The 21,796-nt window shown below is 71.0% G+C and carries 21 protein-coding genes and 1 pseudogene; 7 read left to right on the top strand and 15 right to left on the bottom strand.

Going from position 1 to position 21,796, the window contains the following annotated elements; all coding sequences use genetic code 11:
- The 10 genes from AC2DGY_RS14945 to AC2DGY_RS14900 form a co-directional block, all read right to left on the bottom strand.
- On the bottom strand, positions 1 to 855 hold the full coding sequence (locus tag AC2DGY_RS14945) for an HpcH/HpaI aldolase/citrate lyase family protein (protein WP_484510542.1): 855 nt from the start codon (positions 853 to 855) through the stop codon (positions 1 to 3).
- Positions 852 to 2,039: a CaiB/BaiF CoA transferase family protein gene (locus AC2DGY_RS14940; protein ID WP_484510541.1), complete on the bottom strand. Its 1,188-nt coding sequence runs from the start codon at positions 2,037 to 2,039 to the stop codon at positions 852 to 854. Before AC2DGY_RS14940 ends, AC2DGY_RS14945 begins: the two co-directional genes overlap by 4 nt.
- On the bottom strand, positions 2,036 to 3,976 hold the full coding sequence (locus AC2DGY_RS14935; RefSeq protein WP_484510540.1) for an SUMF1/EgtB/PvdO family nonheme iron enzyme: 1,941 nt from the start codon (positions 3,974 to 3,976) through the stop codon (positions 2,036 to 2,038). Before AC2DGY_RS14935 ends, AC2DGY_RS14940 begins: the two co-directional genes overlap by 4 nt.
- Positions 3,973 to 4,905, bottom strand: coding sequence for a ribokinase (locus tag AC2DGY_RS14930; protein WP_484510539.1), 933 nt, complete (start codon positions 4,903 to 4,905; stop codon positions 3,973 to 3,975). The genes AC2DGY_RS14935 and AC2DGY_RS14930 overlap by 4 nt, the downstream gene beginning before the upstream one ends.
- Positions 4,902 to 6,269 carry an ADP-ribosylglycohydrolase family protein gene (locus AC2DGY_RS14925; protein WP_484510538.1) on the bottom strand — a complete coding sequence of 456 codons (1,368 nt, stop codon included), beginning with the start codon at positions 6,267 to 6,269 and terminating at the stop codon, positions 4,902 to 4,904. The genes AC2DGY_RS14930 and AC2DGY_RS14925 overlap by 4 nt, the downstream gene beginning before the upstream one ends.
- Positions 6,266 to 7,435, bottom strand: coding sequence for an ADP-ribosylglycohydrolase family protein (locus tag AC2DGY_RS14920; RefSeq protein WP_484510537.1), 1,170 nt, complete (start codon positions 7,433 to 7,435; stop codon positions 6,266 to 6,268). Before AC2DGY_RS14920 ends, AC2DGY_RS14925 begins: the two co-directional genes overlap by 4 nt.
- 70 nt (positions 7,436 to 7,505) lie before the next feature.
- On the bottom strand, positions 7,506 to 8,798 hold the full coding sequence (locus AC2DGY_RS14915) for an ABC transporter substrate-binding protein (protein WP_484510536.1): 1,293 nt from the start codon (positions 8,796 to 8,798) through the stop codon (positions 7,506 to 7,508).
- 44 nt (positions 8,799 to 8,842) lie between these two features.
- Complete coding sequence (locus tag AC2DGY_RS14910) at positions 8,843 to 9,682, bottom strand: carbohydrate ABC transporter permease (RefSeq protein WP_484510535.1); 840 nt, start codon at positions 9,680 to 9,682, stop codon at positions 8,843 to 8,845.
- Positions 9,679 to 10,623 carry a carbohydrate ABC transporter permease gene (locus tag AC2DGY_RS14905; protein WP_484510534.1) on the bottom strand — a complete coding sequence of 315 codons (945 nt, stop codon included), beginning with the start codon at positions 10,621 to 10,623 and terminating at the stop codon, positions 9,679 to 9,681. The genes AC2DGY_RS14910 and AC2DGY_RS14905 overlap by 4 nt, the downstream gene beginning before the upstream one ends.
- Positions 10,620 to 11,669 (bottom strand): LacI family DNA-binding transcriptional regulator, encoded by a 1,050-nt coding sequence (locus AC2DGY_RS14900; RefSeq protein WP_484510533.1) that lies wholly within the window; start codon positions 11,667 to 11,669, stop codon positions 10,620 to 10,622. Before AC2DGY_RS14900 ends, AC2DGY_RS14905 begins: the two co-directional genes overlap by 4 nt.
- 195 nt (positions 11,670 to 11,864) lie before the next feature.
- Between AC2DGY_RS14900 and AC2DGY_RS14895 the strand changes: the two genes are divergently transcribed.
- The 3 genes from AC2DGY_RS14895 (at position 11,865) to AC2DGY_RS14885 (ending at position 14,770) form a co-directional block, all read left to right on the top strand.
- The gene (locus AC2DGY_RS14895) at positions 11,865 to 12,659 is read left to right on the top strand and encodes an alpha/beta fold hydrolase (protein ID WP_484510532.1); all 795 of its coding nucleotides are present in this window, start codon (positions 11,865 to 11,867) and stop codon (positions 12,657 to 12,659) included.
- On the top strand, positions 12,656 to 13,336 hold the full coding sequence (locus AC2DGY_RS14890) for an esterase/lipase family protein (RefSeq protein WP_484510531.1): 681 nt from the start codon (positions 12,656 to 12,658) through the stop codon (positions 13,334 to 13,336). Before AC2DGY_RS14895 ends, AC2DGY_RS14890 begins: the two co-directional genes overlap by 4 nt.
- An 81-nt stretch (positions 13,337 to 13,417) precedes the next feature.
- Positions 13,418 to 14,770, top strand: a complete 1,353-nt coding sequence (locus AC2DGY_RS14885; protein WP_484510530.1) for a MalT transcriptional regulator family protein — start codon at positions 13,418 to 13,420, stop codon at positions 14,768 to 14,770.
- Positions 14,771 to 14,795: 25 nt separating this feature from the next.
- Here AC2DGY_RS14885 and AC2DGY_RS14880 read toward each other — a convergent pair whose 3' ends face one another.
- The 5 genes and pseudogenes from AC2DGY_RS14880 to AC2DGY_RS14860 form a co-directional block, all read right to left on the bottom strand.
- A complete protein-coding gene (locus AC2DGY_RS14880) occupies positions 14,796 to 15,143 on the bottom strand; it encodes a hypothetical protein (protein ID WP_484510529.1) in 348 nt (115 codons plus the stop codon).
- 155 nt (positions 15,144 to 15,298) lie between these two features.
- Complete coding sequence (locus tag AC2DGY_RS14875) at positions 15,299 to 15,865, bottom strand: hypothetical protein (protein WP_484510528.1); 567 nt, start codon at positions 15,863 to 15,865, stop codon at positions 15,299 to 15,301.
- A gap of 17 nt (positions 15,866 to 15,882) precedes the next feature.
- Positions 15,883 to 17,032 (bottom strand): annotated as a pseudogene (locus tag AC2DGY_RS14870) (zinc-dependent alcohol dehydrogenase).
- 30 nt (positions 17,033 to 17,062) lie between these two features.
- Positions 17,063 to 17,197, bottom strand: coding sequence for a hypothetical protein (locus tag AC2DGY_RS14865; RefSeq protein ID WP_484510527.1), 135 nt, complete (start codon positions 17,195 to 17,197; stop codon positions 17,063 to 17,065).
- A 146-nt stretch (positions 17,198 to 17,343) separates the two neighbouring features.
- On the bottom strand, positions 17,344 to 17,817 hold the full coding sequence (locus AC2DGY_RS14860; RefSeq protein WP_484510526.1) for a MarR family transcriptional regulator: 474 nt from the start codon (positions 17,815 to 17,817) through the stop codon (positions 17,344 to 17,346).
- A gap of 101 nt (positions 17,818 to 17,918) precedes the next feature.
- On the opposite strand from AC2DGY_RS14860, the gene AC2DGY_RS14855 reads away from it, so the two are divergent.
- From AC2DGY_RS14855 to AC2DGY_RS14840, 4 genes are all read left to right on the top strand, one after another.
- Positions 17,919 to 18,239, top strand: coding sequence for a DUF7882 family protein (locus AC2DGY_RS14855; RefSeq protein ID WP_484510525.1), 321 nt, complete (start codon positions 17,919 to 17,921; stop codon positions 18,237 to 18,239).
- 80 nt (positions 18,240 to 18,319) lie between these two features.
- Positions 18,320 to 18,820, top strand: a complete 501-nt coding sequence (locus AC2DGY_RS14850; RefSeq protein ID WP_484510524.1) for an SRPBCC family protein — start codon at positions 18,320 to 18,322, stop codon at positions 18,818 to 18,820.
- Positions 18,817 to 20,268 carry a phytoene desaturase family protein gene (locus AC2DGY_RS14845; RefSeq protein WP_484510523.1) on the top strand — a complete coding sequence of 484 codons (1,452 nt, stop codon included), beginning with the start codon at positions 18,817 to 18,819 and terminating at the stop codon, positions 20,266 to 20,268. Before AC2DGY_RS14850 ends, AC2DGY_RS14845 begins: the two co-directional genes overlap by 4 nt.
- Positions 20,269 to 20,410: 142 nt before the next feature.
- Entirely contained in the window at positions 20,411 to 21,796 is a 1,386-nt protein-coding gene (locus AC2DGY_RS14840) for an ABC transporter substrate-binding protein (RefSeq protein ID WP_484510522.1), read from the top strand.

Below are 21,796 nucleotides of genomic sequence, written 5' to 3'. Positions count from 1 at the left end.
TCAGGCGCGGGGGCGATCGGATGCGGCGAGCACGCGTTCGGCCGCCTTCACCATCGCGACGTCGATGAAGGTGCCGTCCTCGAGCACGAACGCGCCGGTGCCGTCGGCGGCGGCGGCGGCCACGCGGTCGACGATGCGCTGCGCGCGGGCGACCTCGTCGGCATCCGGGGTGAAGACCCGACGGATCACCTCGATCTGACGCGGGTGGATGGCGGTGCGGCCGGCGTACCCGAGCGCGCGCCCGGCGCGGCAGCTCTGCTCGAGGCCGTCGAGGTCGGCGACGTCTGCCCACACGGCCATGAGGGGCAGCGGCAGGCCCGCTGCCGCGGCGGCGTTGACGATGCGCCCCCGCGACCAGGCGAGGCCCGGTTCGCCGGCCGGCCCGGCGGGAACGCCGAGCTCGGCGCGCAAGTCGGCCTCTCCCGCCGCGATGGAAGACACCCCGGCTCCCGCGATCTCGAACGCCCGCTCGATGGATAGCGCGGATTCGAGCAGCGCGTGCACCTCGCGGCCGGGCAGCGCGCAGCGGATCGCGGCGACGTCGTCGGCCGACTCGGTCTTCGGGAGCCGGATGCCGAAGGATGCGGGCAGGTCCGCGACGGCGGCGAGATCCTCCTCGTGGGCGGCAGCGCCTCGTGCATTGATGCGCACCTGCACGGCGGGAGCGTGCTCCCCTCGGTCGGTCCAGGCGGCGGCGAAGTCGGCGAGCGCGGCTCGCGCCTGCGCCTTGCGCGAGAGCGTCACCGCGTCCTCGAGGTCGACGATGACCGCATCCGCCCCCGCATCCAGCGCCTTGCCGAAGCGCTCCGGACGGTCGGCGGGCGCATAGAGGGCGACGAGGATGCGGCGGGTCATGCGATCGATCCTTCCGCACGCATGCGGGCGATGTCCTCCGCGGTGTAGCCGAGCGACTCGAGCACCTCGTCGCTGTCGGCGGCGTGCGCGCGTCCCGCGAACGCGATCGTCGCCTCATCGCGCGACAGGCGGAACAGCGGTCCCTGCATGGCCATGTCGCCGAGGTCGGGGTCATGGATGCGGTGGATCGTCCCGAGCGCCTGGAACTGCGGATCGGCGACGATGTCGGACGGGTCGTACACCGGCGCGACGGCGGCCTGCGCCTGTTCGAACGCGGCCACCACCTCCTCGCGCGTGTGCTGCGCGATCCAGCCGCCGACCGCGTCGTCGAGCTCGTCCGCGTGCTCGGCCCGGCTCGACCCGCTCGCGAACCACGGCTCGGCCGCAAGGTCGGGGCGGCCCACGAGGGCCATCACGCGCTCGGCGATCGACTGCGCACTGGTAGAGACGGCCACCCAGGAGCCGTCGGCCGTGCGGTAGGTGTTGCGGGGCGCGTTGTTGGTGGAGCGGTTGCCGGTGCGCGGCTGAACAGAGCCGAGTTGATCCCACCGCGTGATCTGCGGGCCGAGCATCGCGAGGATCGGCTCGATGATCGCCACGTCGACGACCTGCCCGCGGCCGTCGCGCCCGCGGGCGTGCAATGCCGTCATGATCGCGTAGGCGGTCGCCAGCGACGCGATGCCGTCGGCGAGTCCGAACGGCGGGAGGGTCGGCGGCCCGTCGGGCTCGCCCGTGGCGGCGGCGAACCCGCTCATCGCCTCGGCGAGCGTGCCGAAGCCCGGCCGGCTGCGGTACGGCCCGATCTGTCCGAAGCCGGTCACGCGGGCCAGCACCAGACCGGGGTTGTCGACCGACAGCTCCTCGTACCCGAGACCCCACCGCTCCAGCGTGCCGGGGCGGAAGTTCTCGATGACGACGTCGGAGCTGCGGGCGAGGCGGAGGAACGCGTCACGCCCGTCCGCGGCGTGCAGGTCGATCGCGACGGTGCGCTTGTTGCGCCCCAGCGTCTTCCACCAGAGGTTCTGACCGTCCTTGCTCGGGCCGTGCCCGCGGGCCGGGTCGGGCCGGGTGGGATGCTCCACCTTGATGACCTCGGCGCCCATGTCGCCGAGGTGCATGGCCGCCATGGGGCCGGCGAACAGGGTGGATGCGTCGATCACGCGGAGCCCGTCGAGGGGGGTCATGCGCGCTCCTCCCAGCACACCCGGAACCCGATCGACGGCGACGCGTCCTGTCCCAGCCCCGGCAGCAGCAGCTTCGCGGCGAACTCCGGCGCCTGGACTCCGCCGTCGAAGTACCAGTCGGATCCGTCGCTGCGGTGCGCGCTGCCGCCCTTGAGCATGACGAACCGCGAGCGCCCGTCGGAGTGCTCCGACTCGGTCCAGTTCCACACCTCCGGTTCCCGCCGCCGGAAGGACGGGTCGGATGCGGCGAGCTGCCACTCGTCCTCCGTCGGAAGCCGCCCGCCCACCCACGCCGCATACTCGCGGGCGCGGGCGAAGGTCATGCCGGTCGCGGGGAGCTCGGGGTCGCGGGCATCGGTGTGTTCCTCGATCGCGTCGAGGAAGCGGGCGTACTCCGCCTCGCTCACTTCGGCGCCAGCGACCCGCACCGGCTGCGGCACCTCGGCGACGCGCTCGAGCGTGCGCTGATCGTGCAGGCGCGGGGGCAGCGGCTTCCACTCGTCCACGTACGGCGCACCCTCGTACATGCCGGTCTCCCGGGCGCGGAACCGCACCGTCAGCACGTGTGTGCCGGCGGCGACCGTCACGGTGGGGGCCTCCTCGGCCTCGCCCCGGACGGGTCCCGTCCACTCCGGCGCGGGAAGGCGCCGAGCCCGCCGGTGCGGGAAGGACGCGTCCGCCACCGGGGGCTCGGCGAGGAGCGCGGCGCGCACCCCGTCGACGAGCGCCGGGACGGCCGCATCCGCCGGCAGCCTCACGACGGCCGCGATGCCGCCGGCCGGCACCGTCACCGTCGAGACCCCGTCACCGGGTTCGTGCAGCGGGACGTACCGCCCGTCGCCGGGAAGCTCGTGCACGACGTCGGCGTCGGACGTGTTGACCAGGCACAGCAGGGTCACGCCGTCGAGCTCGAAGGCCGAGCCGAAGACGGGGGCGTCGTGCACCGCGAGCGGCGCCCACTCCCCCGCGACGAGCCAGCGGTGCAGGCCCCGTTGCACGCGCAGCATGCGGCGGAGCGTCGCCGCGTCGCGGTCGTTCCACCCCACCCACACGCCGAAGACGACCTCCCACACCATGATGCCGACGCCGTTCAGCCACGCCGAGCGCAGCTCCTCGGCGTGGTCGCGGTGCCAGCGGCGGATGTGGTGCTGCATGTGGCGCCGCTCGAACCAGCGGGCCCGGAGGACGCCCGGCACCTCGGAATCGGCGAACCACTGCGCCCACGACAGCGTATGGTCGGCGATCCGCTCGGTGGCGAGCTTCGATTCCCCCTCGAGCCCGATGCCCGGGCGCGCGATGTCGAGCGCGGCGACGAGGTCGGGGTCGGCTTTCCGCAGCGTGTCGAGGAAGACGCCGTCCGCGCGGAGGCGGCGGACCGTCGCGGCGAGCTCGGTGGCGTCGTCGCCGTCCCGGCGCGTGCCGACGTCCCACGGGTTGTAGTCCACGAACACCGCGACTCCCGCGGCGTGCAGCGCGTCGGCGGCTTCGGCCAGCCCCGGCACGGCGTAGAAGTCCCACTGGTTGCGGTCATCGATGCCGATGACGGGATAGGCGTGCCACAGCACGATGCCGTCCAAGCCGCCGAACCGGCGCTGCGCGTCGTCGAGGAAGCGTTCGGGTGTGAACCGCTGCGCCTCGAAGTCGAAGAAGAGTTCGTCCCACAGCCACACCTGCGCCACCGTGAAGCAGCGGCTCGCCCATGCGGATGCGGGGTCGTCGTACCGGGTCGGCGCGCCGTGCCGGGCACGGGCGCCCTCGCGCCACGCGCCCAGCTGCGCGCGCCACGCGTCGAGCTCGGCGGGATCGGTCGGGGCGACGAAGATCTTCGCGTCGTCGAGCGTGGTCGCCGCATCACCCACGGCGACGTCGACGTCGAGCGGCACCGGCGTCGGCCGGTCGATCTCGCGGGGGACGAGGGGGTCGAATCCACCGCTCACGTCGGGTTCTCCTTCATGAGGGCAGCGACCTCGCCGGTGGTGGGCACCGCGTCCTGCGCACCGGGGCGCGTGACGGCGAGGGCGGATGCGGCGGCCCCGGCCCGCGCGGCGTCGACGAGCAGAGCGACGTCGACGGTGTCGGGTCGCCGTCCGGACGCAGCGAGGGCCGCGGCCAAGACTCCGCAGAAGGTGTCACCGGCGCCGGTGGTGTCCACAGCCGTCACCACGTGCGCGGGAACCTCCGCCCGCTCGGCGCCGCAGACGACGAGGCACCCGCGGCGGCCGAGGGTGACCACGAGCGCGCGCACGGCCGGTGCGAGTGCGGCGATGGCCGCGTCCAGCTCGTGGGTTCCCGCCACCTCGAGGGCTTCATGCTCGTTCACCACGAGCACGTCGGTCGCGGCCAGCAGCGCGTCGCGCGCCGACGCGAAGGGCGCCGAAGGAGCCGCGTTCAGGACGTGCCACGCACCGGCGGCGCGGGATGCCGCCGCATCCTGGACGAGCGGCACCGGGATCTCCAGCTGGGTCAGGAGGACCGTCGCCCCCGCGACGACCTCGCGCTGCACGTCGGTCAGCGTCTCGCGGGCCGCGTTGGCGCCGGCGGCCACGACGATCGCGTTCTCGCCGGAGGCGTCGACGGAGATGAGCGCGGTGCCGGTCACTCCCTCGATCCGTACGAGACCGGAGACGTCGATGCCGTCGGCGGCGAGCGCTGCGCGCAGCGTCTCGCCCTCGGCATCCGCGCCCACCGCTCCGACGAACGCGACCGCGGCGCCACCGGCGCGACGGGCGCCGACGGCCTGGTTCGCGCCCTTGCCGCCGCCGGTGCGCGCGAGGGAGGAGGCCAGCAGCGTCTCGCCCGGGGCGGGGATGCGGTCGACGCGGGCGACGACGTCCTGGTTGATGCTGCCGACGACGACGACGCTCACGACGCCGCCTCCCACAGCCCGCGCGTGCGCTCGGCGAGCTCGCGGATGGAGCGGTGTGCACCGCCGGGCAGGGAGGTGGCGATCCGGTCCTGCAGGGGCGACGTCCACTCGGTGCCGATGCCGTCCGCGCCGACGAGGCCGCCGACGACCGAGCCGACGGTCGCGCCGCCCGAGTCGGTGTCCCAGCCGCCGGCAACGGCGAACGCGACGGCGGCGCCGAAGTCGCGGCCGTGGGCCTGCAGCGCGCACGCGACGAGGGCGGCGTTGTTGAGGGTGTGCACCCAGTGCAAGCCGGCATATTCGGCGTGCAGGGCGTCGAGCGCATCCGCCGTGCTCAGACGGCCGTCGGCGAGCGCACGACCGGTCTCGCGCCCGAACCGCACGGCGTGCGCAAGGCGCGAGGCGGGCGGGACGACCGCGTCCGCGGCATCCAGGACGGCGTCGGCGGTGTCTTCGACGAGGGATGCCGCGCACAGGGCGGCCGCCCACATCTCGCCGTAGAGGCCGTTTCGCGTGTGACTCAGCCGTGCGTCGATCCACGCCGAGCGGGCAGCGGCCCGCACATCGCCGGGGTGGGCCCACCCGTGCACGTCGGCGCGGATGACCGCGCCGATCCACTCCCGGAAGGGGTTGTGGTGGGTCGCGGTCTCGGGCACGGGGCGCGCGTCGAGGATGTTGCGGTACGCGGCGCGCTCGGCCGTGAAGACCCGGCCCGCGGGGAGGGCAGCGAGCCACGCCTCGGCGACGTGGTCGGTCTGCAGGCCCGCGCCGTGCTGCTCGAGCAGGTCGAGGGCCAGGATCGGGAAGTTCAGGTCGTCGTCCTCGGGCATCCCCGCGATGTTCTCGACGAGGGAGGTCGGCGCGGAGCGCCGGTTCCAGGGCCACCGCTCGGCGACCTCGGCGGGCAGACCCCGGGCGGTGAAGTAGCCGTGGATCGGCCAGTTACCGGTCGCGCGGGCGATCTCCTCGATCCCCTCGCGCGGGATCTTCTCGACGGGTTTGCCGAGCAGGCACCCCGCCGCCCGCCCGAGCCATGCCCCGTGGACGCGCTCGAAGGTGGCACCGCCGGCGGCCGCGCCCGGCGCGGGCGGCAGGAGCGCAACGATCGCGTCCCACTCGTCGGGTTCGTCCGCGCTCGGGCGCTGCAGCCCCTCCAGTTCGTCCAGGATGGTCCGCGCCAGTGCGCGCAGCGCCGCGGGCGCCGGCGTGGCACTCGCGCCCGACGGTGCCAGCCGCGTGGCGCCACCGGCCTCGGCCCATCGGCGTTCGATCGGCAGGAGCTCGTCCTCGCCCACACCCTGTTCCCGCAGCGCCGCGAACTCGGCGGGGACGAGGTCTTCCGGCTGGGCCCACGTCAGTCTCACTCCACGGCCTCCGGGGCCAGCAGCGTCGACAGTGCCGTGGCACGCGCGGCCGCGCGCTCCGCGTCGGCCCGTGCGACGTCACGGACCACCTCGACCATCGCCGTCACGACGCCGTCGAGGTCGAGGCGGCTCGCGGTGGTGACCCCGCTCACCCACTCGCTCGGGACATCGGCGCTGCCGCGCAGGCCACCGCAGATGGCGCCGGCCATCGTCGCGATCGAGTCGGCGTCGCGGCCGTAGTTGACCGCATCCAGCACCGCGGCGCGGAAGTCGCCGTCGTGCGCCACCACGAAGCCGAGGGCGACGGGAAGCTCCTCGATCGCCTTCGTACGTGACGGAAGCCGAGCGTCCATCGCCGGCGACCGGTACTGCTCCCCCACCGTGTCGAAGGGTGCGACCGCCCGCCGGATGATGCGGCCGAGCTCGCGCGGGTCGTCCGACCCGCCGGCTGCGAGGAAAGCGTCGACGGCGTCGAAGACAGCGCGGATGGCGGCGGCAGTGCCGTCGTGGGCGACATCGAGCACCGCGCGGCGCACGTCGGCGACGGTGGCGCCGGGGGCGGCGGACGCGGCGACCGCGGCGGCGAACACGCCGGCCGCCTCGCGACCGTACGACCACTGGTGCGCGCCGGTGATGTCGATCGCCTCGGCGTAAGCGCCACGCGGGTCGCCGATGTGGACGAGCCCGACGGGGGCCATGTACATCGTGGCGCCGCAGTTCACGACGTTGCCGACGCCCGCTTCGCGCGGGTCGGCGTGGCCGTAGTGCAGCTTCATGACGAGCCACTTCTCGGCCAGGAAGACGCGCTGCAGGATGAGCGCCTCGTCCTCCAGCTCGGGGATCCAGCGGCGTTCGCCGATCATGAGGGGGACGAGGTCGCTCGCGACGTCGTAGGCGTCGAGGTGGCGCCGCTGCTTCGTGTACACCTCGATGAGCGCGTGCGTCATGAGGGTGTCATCCGTCACGTGCCCATCGCCCTTGTGGTACGGCGCGATGGGCCGCGCCGTACGCCAGTCGGGCAGGAACGGACCGACGATCCCCTCGACACGTCCGCCGTGCCGCTCCTCGATCTGTTCGGGCGTCCAGCCCTCGGTCGCCCCGCCGAGCGCATCGCCCACGGCGGCACCCGCCAGTACTGCCGCCACCCGATCCTGCAACACGTCCATGCATTCCCTCATTTCGTTCACGCGTGTGTGTCACGGGGGCGGGTCGATCGACCCGCCCCCCGCGATGTCATCAGCCGGCGACGTCGGCCCAGCCGTCGGTGAGCTGCGTCGCGAGCTCCTCGCTGCTGATCTGGTCGGCCAGGTACTGCTGGAAGGCGGGCGTCGCGATCGTGTCCTTCCATTCGGCGTACTTCGACACCTTCAGAAACGGCGGACCGACCAGGCCCTCACCGGAGGCGAGCACCTGCTTCCACGCCTGGTCGTCACCGGCGAGCGTCTCGACCTCGGCGCGCGCCGCACCCGACGACGGGATCAGCGCGTCGGCGAAGGCGATCTTCCCCAGGTTCTCACCGCTCATGAAGTAGTTGAGGAAGTCTGCCGACTCCTCCACGTACTCCGAGTCGACGTTCACCGAATACGTCTGCGGGGGTCCGGCCTGGAGCGCACCGGCCGAGCCCTCCAGCGGCGGCAGGGCGACCCAGTTGAAGCCCTCGGGGGCGTCGTTGGCGATGTTCGTCGCCTGGAAGGAACCCTGCACGGTCATCGCAACCTTGCCGCCGTAGAACGACGGCAGCACGTCCGAGCCGGACTGGGTCAGCGAGGTGGGCTCTATCGACTTGTCGGTGTATGCCATCTCGTGGATGCGTTCGGCCACCGCGAGCTCATCATCGCCCACCTCGATCGTGGCCTCGTCGCCTTCGCCCTCGAAGTACCCGCCGTCGAAACCGAGCGACAGGCTCATGATCGTGGCGGTCGGGGAACCGAGGCCCCAGCCGAGACCGTACTGGTCGCCGGTGGTGGTCGCCTGGGCGATCTCCTGCAGCTCATCCCACGTCATCGTGTCGCCGGTCGGGACCTCCACGCCCGCCGCCGTGAGCAGGTCGGTGTTCGCGAACGCCATGTACGACTGCAGCGTCGAGGGGTACGCGACGATCTGGTCGTCGTGGGTCACGGAATCCCAGATGCTCTCGGAGACATCGGACGTCAACTCCGGGTCGATGAGGTCGGTCAGGTCCGCCAGGTATCCGTCCGCCGCGAACGAGACGATCGAGCTCGCGTCGAAGTGGATGATGTCGGGGGCCGTGCCGCCGGTGAACTGGGTGATGAGCTTGTCGTAGATACCGTCCCACCCGGCCTGGACGATCTCGACCTGAACGTCGTCGTTCTCGGCGTTCCAGGCGTCGACGATCTCCTCGATCGCCGCCTGGGTCGCCGGCTGGTCCGACAGCGACTGGAACTGCAGCGTGACGGCGTCGCCGTCTCCCCCGCCGTCGTTGTTGGCGCTGCCCTGCTGGCAGCCCGCCAGCGCGATGGCTGCGACGCCCGCGAATGCGACGGCGCCGATGCCCCGGATTCTTCTCATGATGATCGCCTTTCTCTTTCTCTTGGTTCTCCGTCTCGGGAGGGTCAGCCCTTGACGGCACCGGCGAGCATGCCGCCGGTGAGTTTCTTCTGCAGGATCCCGAAGATGATGAGCGACGGGATCGTCGCGAGGATCGCGCCGGCGGCCAGGGGCCCCAGCTGCGTCTGCCCCTCGGCGCCGAGGAACGAGCGCAGCGCGATCGGCAGCGTGTACAGCTCCGGGCTCTGGATGAGCACGAGCGCGAGGAAGAACTCGTTCCAGGCCGACACGAACGTGAACATCGCGGTGGCTACGAGGCCCGGGGCAAGCAGCGGCAGGATGACGGTGCGGAGGATCGTGAATCGCCCCGCGCCATCCATCTCGGCGGCTTCCTCGAGGTCGGGCGGGATCGCGGCGACATAGCCCTGCAGCATCCACAGCGTGAACGGCATCGTGAACGTGACGTAGACGAGGATGAGGCCGAACAGGGTGTCGTTCAGCTGCAGGCTCCGGAGCACCAGGAAGAGCGGGATGATGATGAGGATCGTCGGGAACACCTGGCTGACGAGGATCCACACCGTGCCCGCGGCGCGCAGCTTTCCCTTCAGCCGCGCGAGGGCGTAGGCCATCGGCATCGACAGCAGCACCGAGATGATCATCGTCACGACCGCGACGACGATGGAGTTGCCCGCGGCGGTGAGCAGGTTCTGCCGCTCCAGCGCCGAGGCGTAGTTGCTGAAGTCCCACTGCTGCGGGATGAGGTTCACCGCGAGGGAGTTGAGCTCCTGCGTCGACTTGAACGATGCCGACAGCAGCCACAGCAGCGGGAAGCCGAGGAAGATCAGGTACCCCGCCAGCGCGAGGTACATCAGCACAGTGGCGTAGAGGGGCCGTTTCGTGGTCATTTGCTGACCGCCTTGTTCTGCCGGAACTGATTGATCAGGTACAGCGAGAGGATCAGCAGGATCGCCACGACCAGGACGTTGCCCATCGCCGAGGCGTACCCGATCTCGCGGTTGCGGAACGCCTCGAGGTAGGTGAACAGCGGCGGGATCATCGTGCGGCCTCCCGGACCACCCTCGGTGAGCACGTAGATGAGGCCGAACGAATTGAACTGCCAGATGAAATCGAGCGCCGTGACCGCGATGATCACGGGCCGCAGGGCCGGCAGGGTCACGTGCCAGAACCGGCGCACCGCACCGGCGCCGTCGACGGCGGCCGCTTCGTGCTGCTCGGGCGCGATGGATTGCATCCCGGCCAGGAGCAGCACGGTGGTCTGCGGGATGCCGGCCCAGACGCCCACGACGATGACCGCCGGCAGTGCGGTCGAGAAGTCGCCGAGCCAGTTGACCCCGGGGATGCCGAGCCAGCTGAGCGTGCCGTTGAGGGGGCCGGAGTTGGGGTTGTAGATCATGCGCCAGACGATCGCGATGACCACCGGCGGCATCGCCCAGGGGATCAGGGCGAGCACCCGGGTGAGGCCCTTCAGCCGCAGGTCGCTGTTGAGCAGCAGGGCGAGCCCCATGGCGCTGACCAGGGTCAAGAGCGCGACGGACCCTGCCCACACGATGCCGATGCCGAACGACTCCCAGAAGCGCCGGTTGCCCGCCAGGTCGATGAAGTTGCCCAGGCCGATGAACGTGATCTCGGCGTTGCGCGCGAGCGTCGCATCCGTGAATCCGAGGGCGACACCGCTGATGAGCGGGACCACCGAGAAGATGATGATCGGCAGGAGCGCCGGCCCGACCAGGGCGATGGCCTCTCTGCGCTGGGCGCGGGCGCGTGGTCCGATCTGTCGGACGCGCGGCGGCGGCGAGGACTTCTTCGTCTTCTCGAGCGTGGTCATCCGTGGGCCTTCTCTTCATCGATGAGCTCAGGTCGGCGTAGGGCGGAGGGTGCGGACGCCGACGACGAGCCGCGGACGACCAACGAGGGGGGCACGGTGACGGTGTGCGTCGCCCGGGCCGGTTCGGCGATGCGCGCCAGGAGCATCTCTGCGGCGGCCCGCCCGCGCTCTTTCGCGCCCAGGTCGACGCTCGTGAGTCCCGGGCGCACGACCTCGGCGAGTTCGGTGTCGTCCACACCGGTCACGGCGAGGTCGGTCGGGACGCTCAGGCCGAGATCTTCGGCGGCGCGCAGGACGCCGACGCCGATGAGGTCGTTCGCGGCGACCACCGCCGTCGGCCGGTCGTAGCGGTCCAGGAGCGGAAACGCCGCCTCGTACCCCGCCGCGATGGTGAAGTCGGATGCGTCGATGTGCTGGGTGCGCAGGCCGCGGTGGTTCTCCGCCGCCGCGATGAATCCCTCCCGGCGCATCCCACCGGGCGTCGTGTCGGCCGGGCCGTTGACGAACGCGATCGTGCGCCGTCCTTCGGCGACGAGGTGGTCGACGACCAGGCGCATCGCCGTGCGGGAGTCGGCACGCACGGTGTCGAATGCGGCGGAGTCGGGGAGGCGCCCGAGCACCACGAGCGGAATGGGAGCGGCCGCGAGCGCGGCGAGGAGTTCCTCGGTCACGCGGAGGGGCGACAGGATCAGGCCGTCGACGTAGCCGCGGCCGAGATCGCGCACGACGTCGACCGACGAGGACGCGGTGCCGGTGGACGACAGCAGCAGGCGGTAGCCGGATGTCGAGACGACCCGTTCGATGGCGGCCATCATCTCGACGTAGACCGGGTTGCCGATGTCGGCGACGGCGTAGCCGAGCTGCAGGGTGCGTCCCCGCTTGAGCGACTGCGCGGTCGCGTCGGCGACGTAGCCTAGCTCACGCGCGGCGTCCCGCACCTTCGACACCGTCTCGGCGCTCGCGATCAACCCGTTCAAGGCCCGTGACGCGCTCGCGACGGAGACACCCGCGCGGGCGGCGACCTGCGTGATCGTGACGCGAGCCATGACTCCCCTTCGAGCGGTGTAAACGATTCCACTAGGTGGTGTAAACGTTCTCACTGTTTCGATGCCGTTGTCAAGACTCCACCGTTCCGCCGGCGCGTGAGATCTAGCGGGAAGCACCGCTTCCGTCCAGGGTTGGGGCACCGCATCCCCGGCGGGTTAGCGTTGCGCCATGACCGACTTCTCCCCCGACGCCGCATGACGCCGCCCCCGCCCCGCACGGTGCAGCGGCACGATCGCGGTCCGCTCGCGTTCCAGGTGTTCGCGACGACGGCGCAACAGGACTCGGGTCGGCCCCCGGTCGTGCTCGTGCACGGCATCGGCATGTCGCACCGCTACCTGTCGCGCCTGCAGGATGTGCTCACCGAAGACCACACCGTGTTCTCGATCGACCTTCCGGGATTCGCGGGGCTCCCCAAGCCCGGTTTCGACGTGGACGTCGCCGCCATGGCGGAAGCCCTCGGCGAGGTGATCGAATCCCTCGACGTCGGCCCCGTCATCCTCGTCGGGCACTCGATGGGAGCCCAGTGGGTGGTGGAGGTCGCCGCGCAACGTCCGGACCTCGTCGCTCACGTGGTCGCCGTGGGGCCGGTCACCGACGATGAGCACCGCAGCGTGGTCGCGCAAGCCATCGCGCTGGGGAAAGACACCCTCGGCGAGACCCCTCGGATCAACGCGATCGTCTTCACCGACTACATCCGCTGCGGCCTCCCGTGGTACCTCACCCAGGTGCGTCACATGATCGCCTACCCGATCGAAGATCGCGTCGCCGGTCTCAGGATGCCGCTTCTCGTGATCCGCGGCGAGCGCGATCCCGTCGCCGGCGTGGAGTGGTGCCGGCGACTCCGCGGCCGAGCGCCGGCGGCGACGCTCGTGACGATTCCCGGTCGGTACCACGTCGCCCAGTTCTCGTCACCGCGCGCCGTGGCGGACGCCATCGTCTTCCACACCACTACCACCACCACCGCCGCACCCGCGCACGAGCGCACATGAGGAACGCGCTCCAGGTCGCGGCGTGGTGGGTGGCGGATTACGCCTACGCGACGACGTGGCAAGTGCGCGCGGTTGCGAACCGCACACGCCCGGAGACGTTCCGGACCGGACCGGGGGTGCCACTGATCATCCTCCCGGGCGTGTACGAGACCTGGAAATTCCTGCAGCCCCTCATCGAGCACCTGCACGCGCGCGGTCACCCGATCCACGTCATCGACCTGCTGCACCGCAATCAGCGTCCTGTCGTCGAGATGGCGGCGCATGTCAGCGGGTACCTCGAGACACAGGACCTGCGAGATGTGATCCTGGTCGCTCACAGCAAGGGCGGGCTCATCGGCAAACAGGTGATGATCGGACCGGCGGGAACGAGGGTGAGGGGGATGGTCGCCGTCGCGGCGCCGTTCGGCGGCTCGCGGTACGCCCGGATGATGCTCACACCGACGCTCCGCAGCTTCTCGCCGCGCGACAGAACGATCCTCGCCCTCGCCGCGCAGCGGGAGGTGAACGGGCGCATCACATCGGTGTACGGCCTGTTCGATCCCCACATCCCCGAAAGCAGCACCCTGCCCGGGGGGCGCAACGTGCTGCTGGAGACGGGCGGCCACTTCCGCATCCTGGCCCACCCGCGCGTGCTCGCCGAGGTCGAGCGGATGTCATCAGAGGACAGATCGTCGTGAGCGCTCTGCCGCGGCGACGGCCTAGTGTAAGTCGCGGGAACAGGTCAGAATCCGAATCTGCCGTCCCCGCCTTCCTCGCCGATGAGCATCCACGCCGTTCCCCGCCTCCCTCGCGGCCTCGCCGCGCGCCCTCGTCTCATGCAGCGGCTCGAGGCAGACGCCGCGGTCGTGGTCCTGCACGCACCCTCCGGCTACGGAAAGACCACCGCCCTGACGCAGTGGGCGACCAGCACCGCGCGGTCGGGACTCTGGTTCCGCGTGGGCGAGGGCATGAGCGAACCCGACGCCTTCGTCCACGACGTGTCGGCCGCGTTCGCGGATGCCGGCCTGCTGGATGAGGCGGACGCGCGGGACATGTCCGACGAAGGCCTCGCGCCCAGGGGCGACGCGTGGAGTCTGCTCCACCGCGCCCTGCGACTCATCCCCGGCGCGTTCACGCTCGTCCTGGACGAGGCCGAGCACCTGGACGACGCCACGATCGCCGCGATTTCCCGCCTCGCCGAGGAGCACCCCGGCCTGTCGTTGCGTGTCGCCACCGGCACGCCCAGCCGATTCACCGAACCCGGCGTCGAGCTCGGCGTGGATGTCGAGCGCGTCGGCCCCGACGACCTGGCTCTGACGGAGACCGAAGCGGTCGACGTTCTCGGCTCCGACGCTTCTCCCGACACCGTGATGCACGTGCTCGAGCATGGCGGGAGCCCCGCCCTCGCCCGCATCGTCGGACTCGCCCGGTGCACGCCGTCCGAGGCGGCCGAGGATGCGGTCGAGGCGGCGGTCGCGTCGCTGTTCCGGCTGCGCTCCTCGTCGCGCGACGAGCGCTTCCGCTCCTTCCTGGAGCGCATCGCGCTCTCCGAGGCGGTCGACGCGGAGCTGGCCCACCAGCTGACCGGCGACCCCTCCCCCGGCACGCTGCTGGAGCGGGCGGAGGCGGAAGGATTCGGGTACTGGCGTTACCCGCCGTCGGCTGATCGCACGGGCACGCTCTTCATCCCCGCGCCCGTTTTCCGCCCCATCCTCGGCGCAGCCCTTCGTCGACGCGTGCCCGGTCGCGTGACACGGGAGCTGGACGCGCGGGTAGCGCGATGGAACCTCAACCGTGCACGCGCGTTTCCCGCTCTTCAGTCGGCCGTGCGGTCTCGCGACGGTGATCTCGTCAGCGACGTCGTCCGTGCGCACTGGGATGACCTGTTCCGCAACGCCGGCGAGGTGCGGGAACTCTTCCGGACAGTGTCGCCCCTGACCCTCCGCACGCAACCGTTGCCGTGCATGCTGCTGGCGATCCTCTGGGCCGCGGGCGGCACCGACCCGCTGCGCGCCGCGGCGTATCGGGGGCTCGCCGCATACGGTGCCCGCGCCCAGCGCAGCATCGCCCCACCGGCCGACCGCGCGCTGCTGGCCGCCATCCGCTCGGCCTCCCACCGGGTATCCGGCTGAAGCGGCAGGCCTCTCGAGGCGCGGGTCAGGCGCGCGCCTCTTCGGCTTCCCTGTCGTGCTGGGCGGATTTCTCCTGCAGGAACCGGCACAGAGCGGCGGCCCGCTGAAGCTCGCCACTGAGGTCTTCGAGCTTCTCGGGGCTCATCACCAGATCGTTGGCACGGGCCTGCAGGGTGATCTCCCAGTGCTGTTCGCCCGGCGCGACGGGCTGCATGAACATCTCTGTCGTCGCATTCACGAGCCGCAGGATCACCAACCCGGTGTCGCGGCCGTCGCTGCCATCCTGAAGGGCCACATGCCCGCGGACCTCGTGCCCTTCGCTGCGGAACTCGTCCAGCCAGTCCTGCAGCACGGCCTGCGTGCGGTACGGCATGAGATGTGCCTTTCTCAACGGCTCGCCTACCCCGTCAGGCGAGTCCCAAGAATCATTTTGGCATGCAGCCGCGCCCTCCGCTGACACCGAGAGCTGGCGGGCTGCCACGCCGTGAGCCCGCGCATTCGAGCGCGCGACCCTGGGCCACCCGGGCGCTAGCTGCGCCGCGTGAGCAGACGGCGCCCGACCCGCAGCACGGCCCATCCGCCGAGCAGCCACGGCCCCGCGACGATGATCGGATCCATCCACGCGTGGCGGATGTCGACCCGGCCGCGACGCGACGCGATCGGCCGCAAGCGCGGCTCGGCGAGAATGCCGGTCTCGGTGATGGGGTTGTCCGGCCGCAGCGTGAACAGCGAGCGCACGTGGGCGCCCGTCGCGTCGACGCGGTCGCCGAGGATCAGCAGCAACCAGTGCGCGGCGCGTCCTTCGCTGAACCGCGCGTACGCGAGGCGGCGGATGGCGCCGGAAACCCCGTGCAGGGGCTGGGCGGTTCCGTATGCCGCGGTGAGGTGCGCGTGCTCGATGGAGCGCTCGCGCCGGGGGTCGTCGGGCTGTCGGTCCGGCACCTCCCAGTGCGCCCCGGTCGCCTCCGGATCGAAGCGCTCCTTCGGGAAGGACGGCCGGTCGGCCGGATCGAGGTCGGCACCCCATCCGGGGATGCGGGCGCGCAGCTCGTCGGCGCTGGGGGGCGTCACGGGCTTCTTCGGCGTGTAAGGCATGGCTTCTCCGTTGCGGGCTACGCGGCCGAGGGGACGATGACCGGCTTGATGCAGTCATCGAGCTTGGACGAGAACATGTGGTACGCCTCGGCGATGTGCTCGAGCGGCACGCGGTGGCTGATCATGTCGCCGGGCTTGATGAAGCCCGCCTGGATGTGCTCGAACAGCCGCGGCCACTGCCGCTTGACGGGGGCCTGGTTCATCCGCAGCGTGAGTCCCTTGTTCAGGGCGTCGCCGAACTTCACGGCACTGAACAGCGGTCCGTAGGCGCCGACGACGGAGACGTTGCCGCCCTTGCGCACGGCATCGATCGCCCAGTTCAGCGCGATCGGGGATCCGCCCTGGAGCTTGAACTTGACGGACGTGATGTGCTGGGTGAGGTTGCCGTCGGCCTCGGCGCCCACCGCGTCGATCACGACGTCGGCCCCGAGGTACCCGGTGAGCTTCTTCAGCAGCACCACGATGTCGCGGTGGTGGGTGAAGTTGTGCGTCTCGGCGAAGGCGAACTCGCGCGCTTTCTCCAGGCGGTAGTCGAGGTGGTCGATGACGATGACACGCCCCGCGCCCATGAGCCACGACGAGCGCGCCGCTGCCAGACCCACGGGACCGGCGCCGAACACGACGACCGTGTCACCCTCGGCGATGTCGCCCAGCTGCGCGCCGAAGTATCCGGTGGTGAACGCGTCGGTGAGCATCAGCGCATCGTCGTCGTCCATCCACTCCGGGATGATGGTCGGCCCGACATCGGCGAAGGGCACGCGGACCATCTCCGCCTGCCCGCCGTCGTAGCCGCCGGTGGTGTGCGAGTAGCCGTAAATGCCCCCCACCCGCCGTGGCATTGGGGTTGACGTTGTGACAGTTGGAGTAGAGCCCACGGGCGCAGAAGAAGCACGTGCCGCAGAAGATGTTGAACGGCACCATCACGCGGTCGCCGCGCTTGAGGTTCTGCACCGACGGACCGACCTGCTCCACGCGCCCGATGAACTCGTGGCCGAACGTGTGGCCGATGCGGGTGTCGGGCATCATGCCGTGGTACAGATGCAGATCCGAGCCGCAGATCGCGGCCAGTTCGACCCGCACGATGGCGTCGTTGGGATGCACGATCTTCGGATCGGGCTTCTCCTCGACGCGCATCTTGTACGGACCGCGGTAAACCATCGCCTTCATGGGCTCTCTCCCTCGCCTGGCCGCTGCCGGTCAGGCGTCGTCGTCGGAGCTCTTATCGCCGGTGGGGTCGGCGTCGAGCTGGCCGGACTCCTGCGCCTCGGTCACGTCGTCGTCGCCCACGTCGCCCTCGGCCTGGCTCGGCTTGTCGGGAAGGGAATCGCTCATGTCGGTCTCCTCACGTCGCGGCGCCGCGGGTGCGGCGTCCTCCGGCTCTACCTCATCGGGTCGGCGGTGATCGACGTAGGGGGTTGACCCGAGCCGCCCGAATGCACAGGATGACTCACCGATTTCCCGGCAGCGCCGTCCGCGTGTCAGCGCGGGGTGTCGACGACGGCGGACGTGATCGCGTCGAGCGTGGCGGCGAGCCGCTCCGCGTCGCCGGAGCCGGAGGCGGCCAGCGCACTCTCGAACTCGGTGTCGAAGCGGGTGAGGGCCGACCATGGTTCGACGGTGAGGTCGACCGTGACCCCCAGGCGGTAGACCCGTCGATCCTCGTCGTCGACGTCGCGGCGCACAGCGCCCCGCTGCTCGAGCCGATCGACCAGCGCCGTCACTCCGGCCGAGGTGATCCCCAGGTAGTCGCGCAGCGAGGTCGGCCGGGCACCCGGGTGGGCGGCGACGAACAGGAGGGCGCGCGCATCCAGTTCGTTGACTCCCAGTTTGTGGCGCGCCTCGATGAGGGAGGCCTGCCGGGCGTCGACGTAGCGCTGCAGCGCCTGAAGCAGTGGCGACGGGTCTGCAAGGGAGAAACGTCGCACCGCGTGCCCCTGCTCGTCTCCGGCCATCCCGGAACAGTACCCGGCGGGGCACGCTGTCACACATACTTATCTAAAAATGTGTACCAACTGATAGGTTGAAACGCTGGGGTCAACCGAAGGAGCTCGCCATGGGTCATCTGTACTACGGTGGCACCACGAATCCCATCGAGATCCCCGACCGCCTGCTCGCGCACCTCAAGGTGGTCATCGCGACGAAGCTCCGCCGCAGCGAGAGCTTCACGTTGTCGTGGCGCGACCAGGGGCGCTCGACCATCTGGCTGCACCCCTCGATCGAGTTGCGCTTCGTCTTCGCCTCCCCCGAACCCGAGATGCTCGACCCGGAGTTGCTCCAGCAGCTCGCGAACGAGGCGGCGACCGCCGCGGGCATGTCCGTCGATCTCACCCCTTCCCCGTCGGACTCGACCGCTCCTGAGCGTTCGCGCGGCTGACACCGCCGGCCTGGTCGCGCAACCCCTTGGGTCCTGACCCTCTCCCGCCGCTAGCGTGGCGGAAACGAGGAGGCTGACGGATGTCGCGAAACACACGAGTGCTGCGGTGCACCCCGGAGGACGTATTCCGGGTGCTGGAGAACGGCTGGCTCTTCCCTTCGTGGGTCGTCGGCGCGTCGCGGATGAGGGATGTCGGGGAGGACTGGCCGCGCGCCGGCAGCCAGCTGCATCACTCCTTCGGCACCTGGCCGATCCTGATCGATGACGCCACCGAGGTCCTCGAGTACGACCCGCCCCGCCGGTTCGTCCTGAAGGCCCGCGGCTGGCCGATCGGCGAAGCCCGGGTCACCATCCACGTCAAGCCACACCCCGACGGATCGATCGTCCGCATCCAGGAGGAGGCGGTGGCGGGGCCGGGGGCCCTGATTCCGGCGCCGGTCCTCGACATCCCGCTGCAGCTGCGCAACACGGAGACGCTTCATCGACTGGCCTACCTGGCCGAGGGGATGGCCGATGTCCCGGTGCGCACCACCGCCGAAGACGAGGACGCGTCCACTCGCGAGTCCGACGACACGCGATGACCGAGTTCGACGCGGTCGTCGTCGGCTCCGGCCCGAACGGCCTGGCCGCGGCGGTGACCCTCGCGCGTGCGGGTCTGTCCGTGCGCCTCTACGAACGGTCATCACGCATCGGCGGCGGTGCCGGGACTGCTGAACTGACCCTGCCCGGCTTCCGCCACGACGTGTGCTCGGCGGTGCATCCGCTGGCCTTCGAGTCGCGCTTCTTCCGGGAGTTCGGGCTCTCCCGCCGGGTGGACTTCGTCGTGCCCGAAGCCTCCTACGCCCACCCCCTGGACGGGCGCCCCGCGGCCGTCGCCTACCGGGATCTCGACCGTACGGCCGACACTCTGGGCGCCGATGGCGACGCTTATCGACGCCTGATGCGGCCGCTGGTCGAGCACGCGAGCGACGTCGCCGAGTTCACCGGCGACACCCTGCTGCGGATCCCGCGGCATCCCGCGACCGCGATAGCCTTCGGCCTGCGCGCCCTCGAGCAGGGGACGCCGGCGTGGAATGCCCGATTCTCCGAGGAGGCCGCGCCCGCCCTGATCACCGGCGTCGCAGCCCACACCATCCTGTCGCAACCGAGCCTTGCCGCGGCCGGTGCAGGACTGGCCCTCGGCACGTACGCGCACGCTCTCGGCTGGCCGATCCCGGTGGGCGGCAGCCAGGCGATCGTGGATGCGATGGCCGATGACCTCCGCGCCTTCGGGGGCGAGATCGTCCTCGACACCGACGTGCGCTCGCTGGCGGAGCTGCCGTCCGCGCGGGCGGTACTGCTGGATGTCACCCCCGACGCCCTCCTCCGGATCGCGGGCGACGCGCTTCCCGCGCGCTACCGGGCAGCCCTCGCCGCCTTCCGCTACGGCGCGGGCGTCGCGAAGGTCGATTTCGCCCTGTCCGAACCCGTCCCGTGGGCCGACCCGGGTGTTCGTGAGGCGGGCACGGTGCACGTGGGAGGGACGCGCGCCGAGATCGCCGCATCCGAGAACCTCATCGGCCGGGGGGAACTCCCCGACCGGCCCTACGTCCTCGTAGCTCAGCCGTCGGTGTTCGACGAGACCCGCGCCCCCTCAGGAGCGCACACGCTGTGGACCTATACGCACGTGCCCGCCGGGAGCGACGCCGACCGGGAAGAGGTCATCACCGCACAGATCGAGCGGTTCGCCCCCGGATTCCGCGACACGATCCTCGCGTCCCGGTCACGCACGGCCGTGGAAATCGCGGAGGAGAATCCCAACTACCCCGGCGGCGACATCGCAGCCGGAGCGGCCACCATGCTCCAGCTCGTACGCCGCCCGACCCTGTCCCCCGACCCATGGCGGACGCCGGCGCCGGGGGTGTACCTCTGCTCTGCGTCGACGAGCCCGGGGCCGGGCGTGCACGGGCTCGCGGGATGGCGCGCCGCGCTGAGCGCTCTGACGCACGAGTTCGGCACTCGCGCGATGCCTGATCTGTCTCCGCGCTAGCCGCGCGAGGCATCGGAACACGGGCGCGGGAAAGAGAACGGTTCCGTCTCTCCCGTCAAGCCCCCTAGCGCGCCGGGCGAGCACTTCTTACGTTCTCCCCACCGCCCACTTCTCCGGCGGCGGTGGTACGGGAGGATGCGAGATGCACGGGATTCGTCGCTGGGTGGCCGCAACAGCAGTCGCGGGGATCGCGAGCATGGGCTTGGCCGGATGCGCCGTCGGCACGGGCGGCGCCGACGACGCGGACGCGGAGTACGACTCGGCCACCGAGCTCAGCGGCGACCTGTCGGTGATGGGATTCTCCGGTGTCGATGAGATCGCGACAGCCCGCATGGATCTGGCCGAGGAGGAGCTCGGCGACGTCGAGGTGAGCCTCATCGAGGGCGAACTCGACCTTCAGCAGTTCCTCTCGGCCGTCGCGTCGGGCGAACCGCCCGCCGTCGTCTACGCCAACCGCAACCAGATCGGGTCGCTCGCCGCACGGGGGGCGATCCTGCCACTGGACCGATGCATCGAGGGCGAAGGCATCGACACCGCGATGTACGTACCGGAGGCGCTGGAGCAGGTGACCTTCGACGGTTCGGTGTACGGCATCCCCGAGTTCAACTCGATCCAGATGACCATGGCCAACGCCGACCTCCTCGCCGGCGCCGGCCTCACGATCGACGACGTCAACGGCTCGAGCTGGGAGGCAGTGAGCGCCGCGAACGCCGCTCTCACCAGGACCGAGGACGGGAGGCTCACCGTCATCGGGTACGACAGCAAGCTGCCCGAATTCCTCCCCCTGTGGGCGAAGGCCAACGGCGCCGACCTGATCTCGGAGGACGGTCGTACGGCGCAGCTCGACGACCCCGCGGTCGTGGAGGCCCTCGAATGGGCCGTGTCGATCTACGACCAGCAGGGCGGCTTCAGCGCCGTGAAGGCGTACCGGGATTCGGCGGACTTCTTCGGCGAGGACAACCAGTTCGCCACCGGCGTGCTCGGGGCGATGCCGATGGAGCAGTGGTACGTCAATGTCCTGAGCGACGTGTCGCCCGACGCCCCGATGGCCTTCGACACGGTGCGCGCACGCGACGGCGCACCGCTGGCGTACGCCTCCGGCTCGGCGTGGGCCATCCCCTCCGGAAGCCCGAATCCCGAGGCCGCGTGCCGCTGGGCCCGCGTGATGACCTCCGTCGACGCCTGGGAGGCGGCCGGAACCGCCCGCGTGGAAACCCGCTCGGAGGAGGGGAAGCCCTTCCTCGGCCTACTCACTGCCAACACCGAGGCGGATGAGTTGCTCCGCGGCATGGTCACCGCCGGCGGAGAGCCGTGGGACTCCGCCGTGACGGCGATGTACGAAGCGAACGACGCCAGCTTCACCCTCCCCGCCAATCCCGCCGACGCGGAGTTCACCCAGGCGATGCAGGACGCGGTCAACAGCGTGCTCAACGGCCAGGCGGAGGCGGCCGAGGCGCTCGCCTCCGCGCAGGAGACCGCGCAGGAAGCGCTCGACGCCGCGTGGGCGAAGATCGACGACGGGGACTGA

The sequence above is a fragment of the Microbacterium sp. Z6_144 genome, from assembly GCF_057197625.1.
Note: the sequence above shows the minus strand (reverse complement) of the source record. Positions and strands in the feature narration are given on the sequence as shown.

What these genes read in the sequence shown, in the direction of transcription:
- AC2DGY_RS14895 (WP_484510532.1), top strand. Translation starts at nt 11,865, where the DNA reads ATGACGCCGCCCCCGCCCCGCACGGTGCAGCGGCACGATCGCGGTCCG.
- AC2DGY_RS14945 (WP_484510542.1), bottom strand. Translation starts at nt 855, where the DNA reads ATGACCCGCCGCATCCTCGTCGCCCTCTATGCGCCCGCCGACCGTCCG.
- AC2DGY_RS14900 (WP_484510533.1), bottom strand. Translation starts at nt 11,669, where the DNA reads ATGGCTCGCGTCACGATCACGCAGGTCGCCGCCCGCGCGGGTGTCTCC.
- AC2DGY_RS14885 (WP_484510530.1), top strand. Translation starts at nt 13,418, where the DNA reads ATGAGCATCCACGCCGTTCCCCGCCTCCCTCGCGGCCTCGCCGCGCGC.
- AC2DGY_RS14905 (WP_484510534.1), bottom strand. Translation starts at nt 10,623, where the DNA reads ATGACCACGCTCGAGAAGACGAAGAAGTCCTCGCCGCCGCCGCGCGTC.
- AC2DGY_RS14845 (WP_484510523.1), top strand. Translation starts at nt 18,817, where the DNA reads ATGACCGAGTTCGACGCGGTCGTCGTCGGCTCCGGCCCGAACGGCCTG.
- AC2DGY_RS14920 (WP_484510537.1), bottom strand. Translation starts at nt 7,435, where the DNA reads ATGGACGTGTTGCAGGATCGGGTGGCGGCAGTACTGGCGGGTGCCGCC.
- AC2DGY_RS14880 (WP_484510529.1), bottom strand. Translation starts at nt 15,143, where the DNA reads ATGCCGTACCGCACGCAGGCCGTGCTGCAGGACTGGCTGGACGAGTTC.
- AC2DGY_RS14910 (WP_484510535.1), bottom strand. Translation starts at nt 9,682, where the DNA reads ATGACCACGAAACGGCCCCTCTACGCCACTGTGCTGATGTACCTCGCG.
- AC2DGY_RS14860 (WP_484510526.1), bottom strand. Translation starts at nt 17,817, where the DNA reads ATGGCCGGAGACGAGCAGGGGCACGCGGTGCGACGTTTCTCCCTTGCA.
- AC2DGY_RS14890 (WP_484510531.1), top strand. Translation starts at nt 12,656, where the DNA reads ATGAGGAACGCGCTCCAGGTCGCGGCGTGGTGGGTGGCGGATTACGCC.
- AC2DGY_RS14840 (WP_484510522.1), top strand. Translation starts at nt 20,411, where the DNA reads ATGCACGGGATTCGTCGCTGGGTGGCCGCAACAGCAGTCGCGGGGATC.
- AC2DGY_RS14850 (WP_484510524.1), top strand. Translation starts at nt 18,320, where the DNA reads ATGTCGCGAAACACACGAGTGCTGCGGTGCACCCCGGAGGACGTATTC.
- AC2DGY_RS14865 (WP_484510527.1), bottom strand. Translation starts at nt 17,197, where the DNA reads ATGAGCGATTCCCTTCCCGACAAGCCGAGCCAGGCCGAGGGCGACGTG.
- AC2DGY_RS14915 (WP_484510536.1), bottom strand. Translation starts at nt 8,798, where the DNA reads ATGAGAAGAATCCGGGGCATCGGCGCCGTCGCATTCGCGGGCGTCGCA.
- AC2DGY_RS14855 (WP_484510525.1), top strand. Translation starts at nt 17,919, where the DNA reads ATGGGTCATCTGTACTACGGTGGCACCACGAATCCCATCGAGATCCCC.
- AC2DGY_RS14875 (WP_484510528.1), bottom strand. Translation starts at nt 15,865, where the DNA reads ATGCCTTACACGCCGAAGAAGCCCGTGACGCCCCCCAGCGCCGACGAG.
- AC2DGY_RS14940 (WP_484510541.1), bottom strand. Translation starts at nt 2,039, where the DNA reads ATGACCCCCCTCGACGGGCTCCGCGTGATCGACGCATCCACCCTGTTC.